Raw genomic sequence first — 14,377 nt, 5'->3', positions numbered from 1 at the left:
GTACACCCGTCCGCACGGGCCGTACGGACGGGTGATTGCCGTACGACTCGCCCGGCGCCCGCTCGCCCCCGCGCGGGCGACCGCCCACCCTGTGGCGCATGGCGAAATGTGAAGTCTGCGGCAATGACTACGGAATGACCTTCGAGGTGCACGCGCAGGGCGCGGTCCATGTCTTCGACTGCTTCTCCTGCGCGATCCACCGCATGGCCCCGCTCTGCGAGCACTGCAAGGTCTCGATCATCGGGCAGGGCGTCGAGGCCGAGAACCAGTGGTACTGCGGCGCCCACTGCGCCCGGGAGGCGGGGAAGGCGGGCATCGTCGACCGCGTGTGACCCGGTACCCGCCCGATCGCGCCCCACGACCGAGTTGTACGGTCGTGGGGTGTACCGCTTCCTGTTGACCCGGCAGTGGGTGATCCTCACCCTCATCTCGCTGCTTCTCATCCCCACGATGATCCGGCTGGGGTTCTGGCAGAAGCACCGGTACGAGGAGCGCAGCGCCCGCAACCAGCTGGTCGCCGAGGCGCTCGGCGCCAAGCCGGTGCCGGTCGAGCGGGTGACCGAGCCGGGGCACGCCGTGACCCGCAAGGAGCGGTACCACACCGTCTCCGCGACCGGCACCTTCGACACCGCCGACGAGGTCGTCGTCCGCCGCCGTACCAACTCCGACGACGAGGTCGGCTACCACGTCCTGACCCCCTTCGTGCTGACCGACGGCAAGGTGCTGCTGGTCAACCGGGGCTGGATCCCGTCGGACGGCCCCAGCCAGACCGCCTTCCCGAAGATCCCCGCGCCGCCGGCCGGCAAGGTCACCATCCAGGGTCGGCTGATGCCCGACGAGACCACCGCGGCCAGCGGCATCAAGGACCTCAAGGGCCTGCCCGACCGGCAGATCATGCTGATCAACAGCGAGGAGCAGGCGCGCCGGCTCGGCAAGCAGGTCCTCGGCGGCTACGTCGAGCAGACGGCGCCGCAGCCCAAGGGCGACACCCCGGAACAGATCTCCGATCCGGGCAAGGAAGACGCCCCGCTGAACTACGCGTACATGATCCAGTGGTGGCTGTTCGCCGCGGGCGTCCCCTACGGCTTCTTCGTGCTGGTGCGCCGTGAGGCACGCACGCGTGCGGAGGCGGCGGAGCAGGAGACGGCCGAGGAAGCGGAACCGGCCGCCGTCTGAGCGCCGTGCCGCGTCACTCCCCCGGCCCACCCCCTGGTTCGCGCCCCGGCCGGACGGGAAACCGGGTCCCGTGGACCGACGCATCGAGGACTACGCGCTCATCGGCGACGAGCAGACCGCGGCTCTGGTCGGCCGAGACGGCTCCATCGACTGGCTGTGCCTGCCCCGCTTCGACTCGGCGGCCTGTTTCGCCAGGCTCCTGGGCGACGAGGACCACGGCCACTGGCGGATCGCCCCGCAGGGCGCTACAACCTGTACCCGGCGCGGCTACCGGCCCGACACCCTGGTTCTGGACACCGAGTGGGAGACCGACGGGGGCACGGTCCGCGTCACCGACCTGATGCCCCAGCGCGACCGCGCGCCCGACGTCGTACGCATCGTCGAGGGCGTCAGCGGCCGCGTCACCGTGCACAGCACGCTCCGGCTCCGCTTCGACTACGGCTCGGTCATCCCGTGGATGCGCCGCTCCGGCGGGCACCGCGTCGCCGTCGCCGGTCCCGATTCGGTATGGCTGCGCAGCGATCCGTCCGTGCGCACCTGGGGCGAGGACTTCGGCACCCACTCGGAGTTCACCGTCGCCGAGGGCGAGCGGGTCGCGTTCGTGCTGACCTGGCACCCCTCGCACGAGCCGCGCCCGCCGCTCGTGGACCCGTACGAGGCGCTGCGCGCCAGCGTCACCGACTGGCGCCGCTGGACCGCCCGCTGCACCTACACCGGCCCCCACCGGGACACGGTCGTGCGCTCCCTGATCACCCTCAAGGCGCTCAGCTACGCGCCGACCGGCGGCATCGTCGCCGCGGCCACCAGCTCGCTCCCCGAGGAGCTGGGCGGGGTGCGCAACTGGGACTACCGCTTCTGCTGGCTGCGCGACTCCACCCTCACCCTCGGCGCCCTGCTCGCCGCCGGCTACCACAAGGAGGCCGAGCGCTGGCGCGACTGGCTGGTCCGGGCGGTCGCCGGCGACCCGGCGGACCTGCAGATCATGTACGGCCTCGCGGGCGAGCGCCGGCTGCCCGAGTTCGAACTGCCCTGGCTGCCCGGCTTCGCCGGCTCCAGTCCGGTACGCGTCGGCAACGACGCCGTCGACCAGCTCCAGCTGGACGTGTACGGCGAGGTCATGGACTCGCTGTCGCTGGCCCGCACCGCCGGGCTGCCCACCAGGCCGCACATGTGGGCCATCCAGTGCGCGCTGATGAAGTTCCTGGAGAAGGCCTGGCGGCAGCCGGACGAGGGCCTGTGGGAGGTCCGCGGCGGCCGCCGGCACTTCGTGCACTCCAAGGTGCTGGTGTGGGTGGCCGCGGACCGCGCGGTGCGGACCCTGGAGGACCACGCGGAGCTCAAGGGCAATCTGCAGGGCTGGCGCGCGCTGCGCGACGAGGTGCACCGGGAGGTGTGCGAGAAGGGGTTCGACACGCAGCGCAACACCTTCACGCAGTACTACGGCTCCCGCGAACTCGACGCCTCCCTGCTGCTGATCCCGCGCGTCGGCTTCCTGCCGCCGGACGACCCCCGGGTGATCGGCACGGTGGACGCGATCCGCGACGACCTGGGGCAGAACGGGTTCCTGCGCCGCTACGACACCGACGCGATCGGCGTCGACGGGATGCCGGGCGGCGAGGGCGCCTTCCTGGCCTGCTCGTTCTGGCTCGCCGACGCGCTGCACATGACGGGCCGCACCGACGAGGCGAAGGAACTGTTCGAACGGCTGGTGAGCCTCGTCAACGACGTGGGGCTGCTGTCCGAGGAGTACGACCCGGAGACCGGGCGTCAGCTGGGCAACTTCCCGCAGGCGTTCAGTCACATCGGGCTGGTGAACACCGCCCTCACGCTCTTCGACGGCGAGAAGGCAGGATAGGAGCCATGGATCTTGGACTGAAGGACCGGGTGTACGTCGTCACCGGAGCCACCCGCGGGCTGGGCCACGCGGCAGCGCGCGAGCTGGTCGCGGACGGGGCGAAGGTCGTGGTGACCGGACGGGACGAGAAGCGGGCCGCCGACGTGGCGGCCGAGCTGGGGCCGAACGCCGTGGGCGCGGCCGTCGACAACGCGGACCCGGCGGCGCCGGAGCGGCTGATCGCACTCGCGCGTGAGCGTTTCGGGGGGTTCGACGGCATCCTCGTGAGCGTGGGCGGGCCCGCGGCCGGGTTCGTCGCGGACAACACGGACGAGCAGTGGCAGAGCGCGTTCGAGTCCGTGTTCCTGGGAGCGGTACGGCTCGCCCGCGCGGCCGCGGCCGAGCTGGAGGACGGCGGTGTCATCGGGTTCGTGCTGTCCGCGTCGGTGTACGAGCCGATTCCCGGACTGACGATCTCCAACGGGCTGCGGCCGGGGCTCGCCGGGTTCGCCAAGTCGCTGGCGGACGAGCTGGGGCCGCGCGGGGTCCGGGTGGTGGGGTTGCTGCCGTCGCGGATCGACACGGACCGGGTGCGGGAGCTGGACGCCATGTCCGCCGACCCGGAGGCGACCCGGGCCGAGCACGAGTCGCGGATTCCGCTGCGGCGGTACGGGACGGCGGAGGAGTTCGGGCGGGTGGCGGCGTTTTTGCTTTCTCCGGCCGCGTCTTATCTGACGGGGGTCATGGTGCCTGTGGACGGGGGGATGAGGCACGGGTTCTGACGGTTGAGTTGTGAGTGCGGGTGAGTGGGGGCTGATCGCGCCCACGCGGCGGCAGCCCCACATTGATACAGCCCCGCGCCCCTGAAGACAGGGGCGCGTCTCTGGGCGGCGCTGTCAAGCCACCCTCTCCGCACGATGCTTCACCGACGTCAGTCGGACCTCTGCGGGGAGCTTCTTCAGTGCCGCCGAGTCCCTGGCATGTGTCAGGGCCTGGGCCGTCAGGGTGTCCAGAGCCTCCTCCGGGGCCACGTCCGGCTCCAGTTGGAGCCATACCCTTACCTCCGGTGCCGTGCGCGTGCCCTTCAGGACCGCCTGGGCATGGGAGACGCCGTCCTGGTGGGCCGCGTCCGTGGCCAGGACCGTCTCCAGGGCCCTGCCGCGCAGCAGCGCGCTCTCGCCGTCTCCCGTGTCCACCCGGACCTCGGTCAGGCGGCGTCGGCGCAGTTGCGCGGTCAGCCACCAGAGGGCGAGCAGGACCAGGACGGCCAGCGCGGCCAGGACCGTCGGCCACCACCAGCCCGCGTCGCGCCAGTGGGTGCGCTCGGCCGTGCTGAGCAGGACGTCGTGGCGGCCGGTGTGGATCCACCAGGACGGGGACGGGGCGCCGAGGCCGACGGCCAGGACCGAGCCGCCGAGGGCGAGGAGCAGGAGACCCGCGAGGGCGATCAGTACGCGGTTGACGGTGCCGAGCACGGCGTCACCCCTTCCGGCCGGGGCGGATCACATGGAGGGTCAGGGCGGGTGGGCGGGCCAGCCCCATCGCGCGGATCGCGTCGGTCAGGGCCGCCTCCAGGTCGCCCCGCACCTCGTCGAGTTCGCGGAAGTGGGAGACGGCGAGGACATGGGCGCGGGAGCGGCGCAGCCGTACCCGCACCCGGCGCACGCCCGAGATCTCCATGGCCCGGTCGCGCAGCAGCAGGGCGGCCGCGTCACGGCGCAGCCCGGCGCGCACGTCGGGGTGGGTGCGGCGCATGGGCAGCAGGTCCCGCAGCCCGGGCGTGACGGCCAGGACCAGCAGCCACAGGCCGAGGGCGGCGGCGATGCCCGCGCCCACCAGGACCCAGGTGCCGTCGAGGGGCTGCCGGGCGAGTTGGCTGGCCAGTTCGCGGCGCCAGTGCATGGCGGGGTGGTGGGCCCGTACGGCCGCGATGTCGTACAGGAAGGCGCCCGCGGTCACCAGGACGAGCACCCCGACCAGGGCCGCGGGGACCCGGCGCGGGGACCAGAAGCGGCGCTCGTGGCCGGCCGGGGGTGCGGCCGGTGGCGGCGGCGGCTTCTCGACGACCGGTGCCTGCTCGGTGTTCATCACGCCCTCCCCTGGGTGTGGGCCGGGTGCAGCCGTTCCACGTGGACGGCGACCTCCGGCACCTCCATGTCCACCAACGCGCCTACCCGCTCGACCACATGCCGACGCACCGCCGCGCAGCGGGCGCCGATGTCGGACGGGTAGTCCAGTTCGAGGTGGACCCGGACGCGGGCCGTTTCGTGGTGCGTGACCACGGTGGCGTGCGGGGGCACGGCGTCCTTCGGCAGGGGGCCGAGCGCCTCGCGGGCCGCCTGTGCGGCGATCTTCGCCACGACCCGGTCGGCGATCCGGATGGCGCCGCGGTCACCGGGCGCCACGACCGTCGGGGCGCCGTGCGTCTCACCGCTCGCGAAGCTCATCGCCGGCGGTCACGCCGGTCGTCGCGGGTGCGGAAGAAGTCGCCGAGTTCGAGGTCCCCCTCCGCGAACCGGCCGACGACGAACCCGATGGCCCCGAGCGCCGCCACCAGCAGAAAGGCGCCGAACCCGCCGAAGTACCCGGCGAAGCCCAGCGCCATGCCGGCGATCATGCCGACAACGGCCATACTCATGGTGCGCTCCCCTCAAAGGTCCCGGTCACCGGTCCCGATCACCGGTTTCCCGGTCTGCAGTCCCGGTCGGCAGCCGCGGTCGGCGGTCACTGGAGCCGGGACTCCGGCTCCTCTTCCTCTTCCTCCGGAAGCTTCACATCACTCACCGCGATGTTGACCTCGACCACTTCGAGCCCGGTCATGCGCTCCACGGCCGCGATCACGTTCTCCCGGACCGCGCGGGCCACGTCGGCGATCGACACCCCGTAGTCCACGACGATCTCCAGGTCGAGCGCGGTCTGCACCTCGCCGACCTCGGCCTTCACGCCCCGGCTCACGGACTTGGAGCCGCCGGGCACCCGGTCGCGCACGACGCCGAAGGTGCGGGCGAGGCCGCTGCCCATCGCGTGCACGCCGACCACGTCCCGGGCCGCCAGTCCGGCGATCTTCTCGACGACTCCGTCGGCGATCGTCGTCCGCCCCCGGGTCGCCGGGTCGCCACCGCCGCGCCGGACGGTCTTCCGGGTCTGTACCGTCGGGTCCTTCTCGGGCTCCGCCGCCATCTCGGTCATCGCCGTGCGTCCCTTCCCGTCGTCGTCCTGCGACCACGGTACGTGCGGATGTCCTGTCGTGCCCCGGAGATGCGGCAGGCTGGAGCAATGACGGCGGACCGACGGACAGAGACGGTACGGCACCCCCTGGGCTTCGGCAGGCTGCTTCCGCTGGGCGGGCCGCGGGACGGGGCGTGGCTCACGGAGGCGGTGGCGGACGCGGTGCTGCGGCGGGCGGCGGCCGGGGTGCCGGGGGTGCGGCTGGGCGCGGTGCGGATCGCCCTGGCGGATCCGGCGGACGTGGCGGAGCCCGTCGTACCGTCACCGCCCGGTGCGGTGCCGCCGGGGCCGCTGCGTCTTTCGGCGGACTTCGCGGCGACGGCCGCCGAACCCCTGCCGACCACGGCGTCCCGGCTGCGGCGGGCGCTGGCCGCGGCCGCGGTACGGCTGGGGCTGGCGGTGACCGAGGTGGACCTGCGGGTGACCGACCTGCTGGAGGAGGAGCCGGCGGCGCCGGAGGCGGTACGTGCGCCCCGGCCGCCGTCGGTCCGGGAAGGGACGAATGCCGACGGGGCCCTGGTGACGGCGGCGGCGCTGGCGGTGCCGGGGGTGGCACGGGTGACGGGGGCGCTGAGCCGCGAGGTCCATTTCCAGGCCGCGCTGCCCCGCCGACATGTGCGGGTGGAGGTGGCGCTGACCGACGGCCCGCGGGCCGTGGAGGTGGCCCGCCGGGTCCGTACGGCGGTCGGCGAGGCGCTCGACGAGCAGCCGACGGTGGCGCTGGTGGTGACAGCGGTCGAGTGACTGTCGGCCGTACGAAACGTGCAGGCCGGTGGGGGTTGGTCGCGCAGTTCCTCCCCCAGCCTTCGGCCGGGGGTACCCCCAGCGCCCCTTGCGGGGCGCTACTCACCCACCCCCGCAAGGTCCCGCAGCCGCCGAGCCTGCGCCTGCCGCTCGGCGGCCCGCTGCTCGTCATACGTACGACCAACGGCACCCCGCAGCAGCGCCTTGGTCTCCACCACGGCGTCCCGCGGCGCAGCCAGCAGCGCGCCCGCCAGGTCCTGGACCGCCGCGTCGAGTTCGCCCACCGGCACGGCAACGCTGGCCAGCCCGGAAGCCACCGCCTCCGCGGCCTGGACGTACCGTCCGGTCGCACAGATCTCCAGCGCGCGGGCATAGCCGACGAGGGAGACCAGCGGATGCGTGCCGGTCAGGTCCGGCACCAGTCCGAGGCTGGTCTCGCGCATGGCGAACTGCACGTCGTCCGCGACGACGCGCAGGTCACACGCGAGGGCCAGCTGGAAGCCGGCCCCGATGGCGTGTCCCTGCACGGCGGCGATCGACACGATGTCGCTCTGCCGCCACCAGGTGAACGCCTCCTGGAATCCGGCGATGGCCGCGTCGAGTTCGGCGTCGTCACGGCGCGCGAGATCGATGAAGCTCGGCTCGCCCGGGATCCCCTCCGGCGTGAACATCTGCCGGTCGAGGCCCGCGGAGAAGGACTGGCCCTCACCGCGCAGCACGACGACCCGGACCGACCCCGGCAGCGACCGCCCGGCCTCGGCCAACGCCCGCCACAGTGCGGGACTCTGGGCGTTGCGCTTGGCCGGGTTGGTCAGCGTCACCGTGGCGAGCGCGTCGTCAACGGTGAGCCGTACGCCGTCCTTGTCGAGAACAGGAGCGAGGTCCTGGTCGGGCGAAGCCATGGGGCGCCTCCGATGTGTGCGGTCATCACGCATTGCCTTACGGCATGCTAAGTGACTGCACAGTAACCACCCGGCCGATCACCCGACCGACCGGGTGGCCACCATCGAAGCCGATGGGCCGCCCGGGGTCAGGACGCGGCTTTCTTGCCCCGCGTCGCCCCGCCACGCCCACGCAGCGTGACACCCGACTCGCTGAGCATCCGGTGGACGAAGCCATACGAGCGGCCGGTTTCCTCGGCCAGTGCCCGAATGCTCGCACCGGAGTCGTACTTCTTCTTCAGGTCTGCCGCGAGCTTGTCGCGCGCGGCGCCGGTCACCCGGCTGCCCTTCTTCAGAGTCTCGGCCACCCGTGCCTCCTCATGGGAAGTGCGCTCTGGTCCCCTCATGATCACCCCTCCGGGGCGTGATGGCCACCCATTCGGCAAGGTCCGTGAGACATCGTTGTGACGACAGGAGCGCATCCCCACATACGGAATCCAGGATTCCGCTGGAGGTTGTCCGCAGGGCCGAACGGGTTCATCCGCGAAGTGCCAGGTCAGAAGCAGAAAGCGGCCGATCCCTTGTCGACAAAGGGATCGGCCGCAAAATCGATGTAGGACACACCTCGATACGAGGAGATCTCACACAGATGATGGATCACCGATAGGCCGAATGATCCATAGCCAGTGGATCAGGCATTCGATCAAACGAGGGCGACGCGATCGGATCTTCGGATCTCACCGGATCTCACCGGGATCCCACCGGGTCCCACCGGGTCTCAGGCGAGGGCGACCAGGTCCGCGTAGTCGGCGCCCCACAGGTCCTCGACGCCGTCGGGAAGCAGGATGATCCGCTCGGGCTGGAGCGCCTCCACGGCGCCCTCGTCGTGGGTGACGAGGACGACCGCGCCCTTGTAGGTGCGCAGGGCGCCGAGGATCTCCTCGCGGCTGGCGGGGTCGAGGTTGTTGGTCGGCTCGTCCAGGAGCAGGACGTTCGCGGAGGAGACGACCAGGGTCGCGAGGGCGAGGCGGGTCTTCTCGCCGCCGGAGAGGACCCCGGCCGGCTTGTCGACGTCGTCGCCGGAGAACAGGAACGAACCCAGCACCTTGCGGACCTCGACGAGGTCCATGTCGGGGGCCGCGGAGCGCATGTTCTCCAGGACCGTGCGGGTCGGGTCCAGGGTCTCGTGCTCCTGGGCGTAGTAGCCGAGCTTGAGGCCGTGGCCTTCGACGACCTCGCCGGTGTCGGGCTGCTCGACGCCGCCGAGGAGGCGCAGCAGGGTGGTCTTGCCGGCGCCGTTGAGCCCGAGGATGACGACCCTCGACCCCTTGTCGATGGCAAGGTCGACGTCGGTGAAGATCTCCAGCGAGCCGTACGACTTCGACAGGCCCTCGGCGGTCAGCGGGGTCTTGCCGCAGGGCGCGGGCTCCGGGAAGCGGAGCTTGGCGACCTTGTCGGAGACGCGGACGGCGTCCAGGCCGGCCAGCAGCTTGTCGGCGCGCCGGGCCATGTTCTGGGCGGCGACCGTCTTGGTGGCCTTGGCGCGCATCTTGTCGGCCTGCGAGTGCAGTGCGGCGGCCTTCTTCTCGGCGTTGGCGCGCTCGCGCTTGCGGCGCTTCTCGTCGGCCTCGCGCTGCTGCTGGTAGAGCTTCCAGCCCATGTTGTAGACGTCGATCTGGGAGCGGTTGGCGTCCAGGTAGAAGACCTTGTTGACGACCGTCTCCACCAGGTCGACGTCGTGGGAGATCACGATGAAGCCGCCGCGGTAGGTCTTCAGGTAGTCGCGCAGCCAGACGATCGAGTCCGCGTCCAGGTGGTTGGTCGGCTCGTCGAGCAGGAGGGTGTCCGCGTCGGAGAACAGGATCCGGGCCAGCTCGATACGGCGGCGCTGACCGCCGGAGAGCGTGTGCAGGGGCTGGCCGAGCACCCGGTCGGGCAGGTTGAGCGCGGCGGCGATGGTGGCGGCCTCGGCCTCGGCGGCGTACCCGCCCTTGGTGAGGAACTCGGTCTCCTGGCGCTCGTACTGCTTGAGCGCCTTCTCGCGGGTGGCGCCCTGGCCGTTGGCGATGCGCTGCTCGTTCTCGCGCATCTTGCGGATCAGGACGTCCAGGCCGCGCGCGGACAGGACGCGGTCGCGGGCGAGCACGTCGAGGTCGCCGGTGCGGGGGTCCTGCGGGAGGTAGCCGACCTCGCCGGAGCGGGTGACGGTGCCCGCGGCGGGGATGCCGTCACCGGCCAGGACCTTGGTGAGGGTGGTCTTGCCTGCGCCGTTGCGGCCGACCAGGCCGATGCGGTCGCCCTTGGCGACGCGGAAGGTGGCGTTCTCGATGAGGATGCGGGCACCGGCGCGCAGCTCGATACCGGAGGCGGAGATCACGGACAGACTCCAGAGCGTACGGATAGTGACGGGTGGGCGGCTGAGGACGTTCCCGCCGTCTAATGCGCGAGGAGAATGGCCATGGGCCAAGTCTAACGGGGCGGCGCAAGCACTTTTTCGGTGCGCGGGTGTTCGGGGCCGCCCGTGCCGGGCCGGTCGTTGCCCAGTGGCGTGCGGTGCGCAGCGATTCCCCCCAGGTCGTCCACGGCGACGAGCTGCGCGGTCCAGGCGCCGTGCGCGCAGGGCTGGGCGACGAGCAGGGCATGGCCGTGACGTACGGCACGTTCGGGGCGGAACGCACAGCCCGCGCGGGCGGGCAGCACCCAGCGCAGGTCGCCGTCGACGGTGCGGTAGGCGGTGATCCGGGCCGGGGTGACGATCGCGAGGATGCCGCGGTCCAGGGGGCGCAGGACGCCGGCGCCGCCCCTGGCGCGCAGCCAGCCGGCCGCCGCGGGCAGGGCGCGGTGCCAGCGCACGGAGCGGCCGTCGGTGTCGGTGACGAGCCCGTCGTCCCAGACGGTGAACGCGTGCCCGCGCGTGGGCAGCACGCTGAGCGGGCGGCGGCCCACGCGCGCGTAGCGCCAGCGCAGGGTCCGCCCGTCGTAGGCCTCGACGACGTCCCCACGCGCGCGTGCGGTGTGCGCGGGCGGGCCCGGGGTGAGGCGGTCGCCGTAGGGGGCGGGGCGGATCTGGTGGGCGACGGCCACGAGCACGGCCACGACGAGCAGGGCGAGGGCAAGGGTGAGGAGGCGCTTGAGGGGCTCGACGGGGCCGCGGGCCGGGGGCGATCCCGGGAGGGCGGTCTGCGGCCGCTGCGGGAGGGCGGTCTGCAGCCGCTTCGGAAGGGCGGTCTGCGGCCCTTGCGGGTGGGCCGCCGAGGACTGCTCCGGAACGGTGGTCCGGGGCTGCTCGGGGCGAGGCCGCTTCGAGTGGGCGGTCGCAGACCGCTCCGGGCAGGCCTCGGTGTCGGGTGGCTCGGTCCTCCCGTGGTGCAGAACCGCCACCCCTTCCCCCCTCGGCGCCCGGCCGGGCGCCCCTGTGCCATGAGTCAGGCGCAGAGCGTAGCCACGCGTGCGAGGGGCGGGCGGGCGTGACGCGGGGTCGGGGCGGGACGTCGCCCGTTCGGGCGTTCGTCCGGTCATCGACGCGAAGTGGCGGCGCGGATGGCGCAAGGTGGTGGTGGGGGACGGTGCGAGCAGAAGGCGGTGCCCCATGCAGTTCGACGACGACGCGAACCTGGACACCTCCGAGGTGCAGGATGTGCGGGGCAGCCGGATCCCGGGCGGAAAGGCGACCGTCGGCGGCGGCCTGGTCGGCCTGATCGCACTGCTTCTCGCCCTCTTCCTCGGTGTCGGCCCGGACCAGCTGGGGCTCTCCTCCGGGGACAGCTCGCCCGCGCCCGCCTCCTCCTCGCTGGCGCAGGTGCAGCAGACCTGCCGTACCGGACAGGACGCGAACGCCAAGGAGGACTGCCGGATCGTGGCGGTGGTCAACAGCGTGCAGGACTTCTGGACGCAGGAGTTCCGCCGCCGCCACGGCACCTACACGGCCTCCCCCACGGTCTTCTTCAGCGGGCGGGTCGGCACCGCGTGCGGGACGGCGACCGCGGCGGTGGGGCCGTTCTACTGCCCGGGCGACCGGAAGGTCTATCTGGACTTCGGCTTCTTCGACGAGCTGCGGACCAAGTTCGGGGCGAGCGGCGGGCCGTTCGCCCAGGCGTACGTCGTGGCACACGAGTACGGGCACCATGTGCAGCACCTGATGGGCACGTTGAGCAGGTCCCAGGACAACCTGACCGGCGCGAGCAGCAATTCGGTGCGGACGGAGCTGCAGGCCGACTGCTACGCCGGGGTGTGGGCGCACCACGCGACGACCACGAACGACAAGTCGACCGGCCGGCCGCTGATCACGAGTCTGACGACCGCGGACATCGAGGACGGGCTGGACGCGGCGGCGGCCGTGGGCGACGACCGGATCCAGGAGCGGTACCAGGGGCGGGTGACACCGGAGACGTGGACGCACGGGTCGGCGCAGCAACGGCAGCAGTGGTTCTACCAGGGGTACCGGAGCGGGGACATGGCGCGCTGCAACACCTTCCGGTGAGCCGTTGACCTGCAACGACGGTACGGGCCGGGGGCGTTGTCAGTGCCGGGTGCAAGACTGGGGACCAGGCCGGAACGACGGCTTTCGGGGGACCGACACACAAGGGAGTGATCGGGATGGCGGGCACGAGTGGCGGGCGGCCGAGCATCTATCCGTCGCTGCTGTACACGGACGCGAAGGCGGCGATCAAGCAGCTGACGGAGGCCTTCGGCTTCACCGAACTGTCGGTGTACGAGGGCGAGGACGGCATGATCCTCCACGCCGAGCTGGTGCAGGGCAACGGCGCGATCATGCTGGGCTCCAAGGGCCGCGGCGGCCGGTTCGACGCGGCGATGGAGGCTGCGGGCCCGACCGGGGTGTACATCGTCGTGGACGACGTCGACGCACACCACCAGCGCGCCGTGGACCACGGCGCCGAGATCCTGATGCCCCCGACCGAGCAGGACTACGGTTCGCGGGACTACATGGCCCGGGACGTCGAGGGCAATGTCTGGAGTTTCGGCACGTACGCCCCGGAGATAGGGGCCTGATCCGCCCCCGCCGTCAGCCGCCGGTGTGCACCTGGAAGGCGGCTCTGCGGACGGCCTTGGCCAGCGCCGGGTCGGGGTGGGCGGCGGCGAGCGCGACCAGGACCTGCACGGTGCGCGGGTGGCCGACCGCGCGCACCTCGTCGAGCAGCACGGGGACGGTGGGCTGCAGCGCCGACTCGAGGTGGCGGACCAGCAGCGGCGCCTCACCGTGGTCGGCGACCGCGGCGGCCGTGTCCACCCAGAGCCAGGTCGCCTCTTCCCTGGTGAGCACCTCGTGGGCGTCCTCGGGGTCGACCCCGTCGTGCTCGGCCAGCCACAGCAGGGCGTACGGCCGCAGGGTCGGCTCGTCGACGACCGCGCGGACGTCCGGTTCGGCAGGGGCGCCGACGACGCGCAGCGCCTCGAAGGCGAGGCCGCGCAGCAGGGCGTCCTCGCCGCGGGCCGCGTCCACGAGTTCGGTGACGGCGCCGCCGACGGGGCGGGCGGCGAGCCAGGCGCGGTACTCGGCGCGGGCCGCGTTGGGCCGGAGCTGGGCGCAGCCGCGCAGCATCTCCTCGGCGGCGACCTCGATGTTCCCGGCGGGGCTCTGCGCGGCGACGCAGATCTGCTCCAGCTTGACCCAGACCGCCCAGCTGCCCAGCGGGGTGAGGGTGGCCTGGCCGTCGCCGCAGGTCAGCGCGCCGACGGAGGCGAGTGCGTGCAGGGACCAGTCGAGGAGCGGGGCGAGCTCGGCCTCGTCGGCGGGGGCCGGGTCCTCGGCCGGGGCGTGGTCCGCCGGGTCGGCGTCGGCGGAGCGCACGGCGGCGAGCGGCCCCGCGGTGCCGGTCTCCGGGTCGTAGGGGACCTCGCAGCGCTCGGTGCGCAGTTCGGTGACCCGCTGCCCCAGCAGGTCCAGGAGCTGCTCGACCGGGACGGGACCGGCGGACAGCTGGAGGAAGGAGAGCACCTGGGGCATGGCCGAGACGACCTCGGCGACGGCGGCGGCCTCGAACTCCGCGGGCTCCGGGTGCGCGAGCGACCAGGCGTCGAAGAGGGCGACCCAGCCGCGCAGCACGGCACTGTCGTCGCGGTCCCAGGCGCGCAGGCGCCAGCCGGGGCGTGCGCTGTCGCCGTGCACCTCGACCAGACCGGCGAGGCGGGCGGTGTCCCAGTCGGCGCGGACCTGAGCGGCGGTCAGGCCCAGGTCCTCGGACGCGCGTTCGGCGGACGCGTCGGAGAGGGTGGCCTTGCCGTCGGCGGTGGCGCCGTCGCTGCCGGGCCCGAGGGCGGCGTCGGCCCAGTGGGCGACGCGGGCCGCGCCGGCGAGGCCGAACCGTGCCATTCTGGCCAGCTCGGCGGGGGCCGGGGTGCCCTCGGGCGGGCGGGGTGCGGGGCGGCGCGCGGGCCGCTGGTTCATCGCTCGGGGGGCGGCGGCCAGGGGTCGCGTTCGGACGAGTCGAAGCCTTGAGTCGCGCGGGATACGGGACGTCACGGGTGCAGTCTTCCGGTTGACGGTCCGAAAACC

General features: G+C 72.7%; 17 protein-coding genes. 7 read left to right on the top strand and 10 right to left on the bottom strand.

Annotated features, from left to right (window positions below):
• Window positions 1-98: 98 nt before the first annotated feature.
• The 4 genes from ACFWPQ_RS06790 (at window position 99) to ACFWPQ_RS06775 (ending at window position 3,792) form a co-directional block, all read left to right on the top strand.
• Window positions 99-332 carry a hypothetical protein gene (locus tag ACFWPQ_RS06790; RefSeq protein WP_361284438.1) on the top strand — a complete coding sequence of 78 codons (234 nt, stop codon included), beginning with the start codon at window positions 99-101 and terminating at the stop codon, window positions 330-332.
• Between the two features lie 49 nt (window positions 333-381).
• Window positions 382-1,176 (top strand): SURF1 family protein, encoded by a 795-nt coding sequence (locus ACFWPQ_RS06785; protein WP_384030647.1) that lies wholly within the window; start codon window positions 382-384, stop codon window positions 1,174-1,176.
• Between the two features lie 70 nt (window positions 1,177-1,246).
• On the top strand, window positions 1,247-3,031 hold the full coding sequence (locus ACFWPQ_RS06780; protein WP_384030645.1) for a glycoside hydrolase family 15 protein: 1,785 nt from the start codon (window positions 1,247-1,249) through the stop codon (window positions 3,029-3,031).
• A 5-nt stretch (window positions 3,032-3,036) separates the two neighbouring features.
• Window positions 3,037-3,792 (top strand): SDR family oxidoreductase, encoded by a 756-nt coding sequence (locus ACFWPQ_RS06775; RefSeq protein WP_384030643.1) that lies wholly within the window; start codon window positions 3,037-3,039, stop codon window positions 3,790-3,792.
• Window positions 3,793-3,906: 114 nt separating this feature from the next.
• Here the strand turns inward: ACFWPQ_RS06775 and amaP are convergent, their stop codons facing one another.
• The 5 genes from amaP to ACFWPQ_RS06750 all read right to left on the bottom strand — a co-directional run bounded on the left by amaP (window position 3,907) and on the right by ACFWPQ_RS06750 (window position 6,199).
• On the bottom strand, window positions 3,907-4,485 hold the full coding sequence (gene amaP, locus ACFWPQ_RS06770) for an alkaline shock response membrane anchor protein AmaP (RefSeq protein WP_384030641.1): 579 nt from the start codon (window positions 4,483-4,485) through the stop codon (window positions 3,907-3,909).
• Between the two features lie 4 nt (window positions 4,486-4,489).
• A complete protein-coding gene (locus ACFWPQ_RS06765) occupies window positions 4,490-5,098 on the bottom strand; it encodes a DUF6286 domain-containing protein (protein WP_384030639.1) in 609 nt (202 codons plus the stop codon).
• Window positions 5,098-5,457, bottom strand: coding sequence for an Asp23/Gls24 family envelope stress response protein (locus ACFWPQ_RS06760; RefSeq protein WP_384030637.1), 360 nt, complete (start codon window positions 5,455-5,457; stop codon window positions 5,098-5,100). The genes ACFWPQ_RS06765 and ACFWPQ_RS06760 overlap by 1 nt, the downstream gene beginning before the upstream one ends.
• Window positions 5,454-5,648, bottom strand: coding sequence for a hypothetical protein (locus tag ACFWPQ_RS06755; protein WP_053654947.1), 195 nt, complete (start codon window positions 5,646-5,648; stop codon window positions 5,454-5,456). Before ACFWPQ_RS06755 ends, ACFWPQ_RS06760 begins: the two co-directional genes overlap by 4 nt.
• Before the next feature lie 86 nt (window positions 5,649-5,734).
• Window positions 5,735-6,199, bottom strand: coding sequence for an Asp23/Gls24 family envelope stress response protein (locus ACFWPQ_RS06750; RefSeq protein WP_089101589.1), 465 nt, complete (start codon window positions 6,197-6,199; stop codon window positions 5,735-5,737).
• Window positions 6,200-6,286: 87 nt separating this feature from the next.
• On the opposite strand from ACFWPQ_RS06750, the gene ACFWPQ_RS06745 reads away from it, so the two are divergent.
• Window positions 6,287-6,982, top strand: coding sequence for a nucleopolyhedrovirus P10 family protein (locus tag ACFWPQ_RS06745; RefSeq protein WP_384030635.1), 696 nt, complete (start codon window positions 6,287-6,289; stop codon window positions 6,980-6,982).
• A 98-nt stretch (window positions 6,983-7,080) separates the two neighbouring features.
• Here ACFWPQ_RS06745 and ACFWPQ_RS06740 read toward each other — a convergent pair whose 3' ends face one another.
• From ACFWPQ_RS06740 to ACFWPQ_RS06725, 4 genes are all read right to left on the bottom strand, one after another.
• Window positions 7,081-7,884: an enoyl-CoA hydratase/isomerase family protein gene (locus ACFWPQ_RS06740; protein WP_384030633.1), complete on the bottom strand. Its 804-nt coding sequence runs from the start codon at window positions 7,882-7,884 to the stop codon at window positions 7,081-7,083.
• 128 nt (window positions 7,885-8,012) lie between these two features.
• Window positions 8,013-8,231, bottom strand: coding sequence for a helix-turn-helix domain-containing protein (locus ACFWPQ_RS06735; protein WP_046727957.1), 219 nt, complete (start codon window positions 8,229-8,231; stop codon window positions 8,013-8,015).
• Window positions 8,232-8,641: 410 nt separating this feature from the next.
• The gene (locus tag ACFWPQ_RS06730; protein WP_384030631.1) at window positions 8,642-10,240 is read right to left on the bottom strand and encodes an ABC-F family ATP-binding cassette domain-containing protein; all 1,599 of its coding nucleotides are present in this window, start codon (window positions 10,238-10,240) and stop codon (window positions 8,642-8,644) included.
• A 92-nt stretch (window positions 10,241-10,332) separates the two neighbouring features.
• Window positions 10,333-11,244: a hypothetical protein gene (locus ACFWPQ_RS06725; RefSeq protein WP_384030629.1), complete on the bottom strand. Its 912-nt coding sequence runs from the start codon at window positions 11,242-11,244 to the stop codon at window positions 10,333-10,335.
• A gap of 208 nt (window positions 11,245-11,452) precedes the next feature.
• On the opposite strand from ACFWPQ_RS06725, the gene ACFWPQ_RS06720 reads away from it, so the two are divergent.
• Window positions 11,453-12,343, top strand: coding sequence for a neutral zinc metallopeptidase (locus ACFWPQ_RS06720; protein ID WP_384030627.1), 891 nt, complete (start codon window positions 11,453-11,455; stop codon window positions 12,341-12,343).
• 116 nt (window positions 12,344-12,459) lie between these two features.
• The gene (locus ACFWPQ_RS06715) at window positions 12,460-12,873 is read left to right on the top strand and encodes a VOC family protein (RefSeq protein ID WP_384030625.1); all 414 of its coding nucleotides are present in this window, start codon (window positions 12,460-12,462) and stop codon (window positions 12,871-12,873) included.
• Window positions 12,874-12,886: 13 nt separating this feature from the next.
• Here the strand turns inward: ACFWPQ_RS06715 and ACFWPQ_RS06710 are convergent, their stop codons facing one another.
• A complete protein-coding gene (locus ACFWPQ_RS06710; RefSeq protein WP_384030623.1) occupies window positions 12,887-14,269 on the bottom strand; it encodes a hypothetical protein in 1,383 nt (460 codons plus the stop codon).
• Window positions 14,270-14,377 lie beyond the last annotated feature (108 nt).

This window comes from Streptomyces sp. NPDC058464 (assembly GCF_042721035.1).
Taxonomy (GTDB): Bacteria; Actinomycetota; Actinomycetes; order Streptomycetales; family Streptomycetaceae; genus Streptomyces.
Note: the sequence above shows the minus strand (reverse complement) of the source record. Positions and strands in the feature narration are given on the sequence as shown.

Bases quoted from the DNA above. Each gene is read 5' to 3' on its own strand.
- ACFWPQ_RS06790 (WP_361284438.1), top strand. From the start codon at position 99: ATGGCGAAATGTGAAGTCTGCGGCAATGACTACGGAATGACCTTCGAG.
- ACFWPQ_RS06775 (WP_384030643.1), top strand. From the start codon at position 3,037: ATGGATCTTGGACTGAAGGACCGGGTGTACGTCGTCACCGGAGCCACC.
- ACFWPQ_RS06765 (WP_384030639.1), bottom strand. From the start codon at position 5,098: ATGAACACCGAGCAGGCACCGGTCGTCGAGAAGCCGCCGCCGCCACCG.
- ACFWPQ_RS06760 (WP_384030637.1), bottom strand. From the start codon at position 5,457: ATGAGCTTCGCGAGCGGTGAGACGCACGGCGCCCCGACGGTCGTGGCG.
- ACFWPQ_RS06755 (WP_053654947.1), bottom strand. From the start codon at position 5,648: ATGAGTATGGCCGTTGTCGGCATGATCGCCGGCATGGCGCTGGGCTTC.
- ACFWPQ_RS06750 (WP_089101589.1), bottom strand. From the start codon at position 6,199: ATGACCGAGATGGCGGCGGAGCCCGAGAAGGACCCGACGGTACAGACC.
- ACFWPQ_RS06745 (WP_384030635.1), top strand. From the start codon at position 6,287: ATGACGGCGGACCGACGGACAGAGACGGTACGGCACCCCCTGGGCTTC.
- ACFWPQ_RS06740 (WP_384030633.1), bottom strand. From the start codon at position 7,884: ATGGCTTCGCCCGACCAGGACCTCGCTCCTGTTCTCGACAAGGACGGC.
- ACFWPQ_RS06720 (WP_384030627.1), top strand. From the start codon at position 11,453: ATGCAGTTCGACGACGACGCGAACCTGGACACCTCCGAGGTGCAGGAT.
- ACFWPQ_RS06715 (WP_384030625.1), top strand. From the start codon at position 12,460: ATGGCGGGCACGAGTGGCGGGCGGCCGAGCATCTATCCGTCGCTGCTG.
- ACFWPQ_RS06710 (WP_384030623.1), bottom strand. From the start codon at position 14,269: ATGAACCAGCGGCCCGCGCGCCGCCCCGCACCCCGCCCGCCCGAGGGC.